At 41.8% G+C, this 665-nt stretch carries 1 pseudogene; it reads left to right on the top strand.

Annotated features, from left to right (window positions below):
• Nucleotides 1–665: pseudogene (locus CD138_RS13805) on the top strand (terminase); the annotation flags it as partial.

Consider the following 665-nt stretch of genomic DNA (forward strand, 5'->3'; position numbering starts at 1 on the left):
TTTAAAAACCTTTAGAAAACACACTGTAAAAATAGATTACGATGTAAGAAAAACAGACTTACTAAAAGCTAAAATAGCTGATGTTTGGCATGCAGGCGGAAGAGCATTAGATGACTTTAGTGGTAAAATCGACCACTTAGCAACACGTATACGTTCATTTGGCACCGTATTTGCTCAACAAATCAAAGGTGTGCTTATAGCTACATTCCAAGCGCTTATCCCAGTGATTGCTGGATTAGTACCCGCTTTATTCGCGGTATTAAACGCGGTAGGCGTGCTCGGTGGTGGCGTCATTGGTCTAGCTGGTGCGTTTTCTGTTGCTGGACTAGGTGCAGTAGCATTTGGTGCAATGGCTATCAGTGCAATTAAAATGGTTAACGACGGTACACTTGCAGTAACAAAAGAGGTTCAAGCGTTCAATAACGCTACCTCAAAACTCAAGGACACATGGACAGGTATCATCAGACAGAATCAAGCTCAGATTTTTAACGCAATGGCTGCGGGAATTAGAGGTGTCAACTCGGGATTGTCCAAAATGAAACCTTTCTTGTCTGGCGTGGCTGATCTCGTTGAAGGTAATGCACGTAAGTTTGAGGATTGGGTTAATAAATCCAATACAGCGAAAGCGGCATTTAAAGCGTTAAATACTGTTGGTGTTCAAATTT

Source organism: Staphylococcus intermedius NCTC 11048 (assembly GCF_002902385.1).
Classification (GTDB): Bacteria; Bacillota; Bacilli; order Staphylococcales; family Staphylococcaceae; genus Staphylococcus; species Staphylococcus intermedius.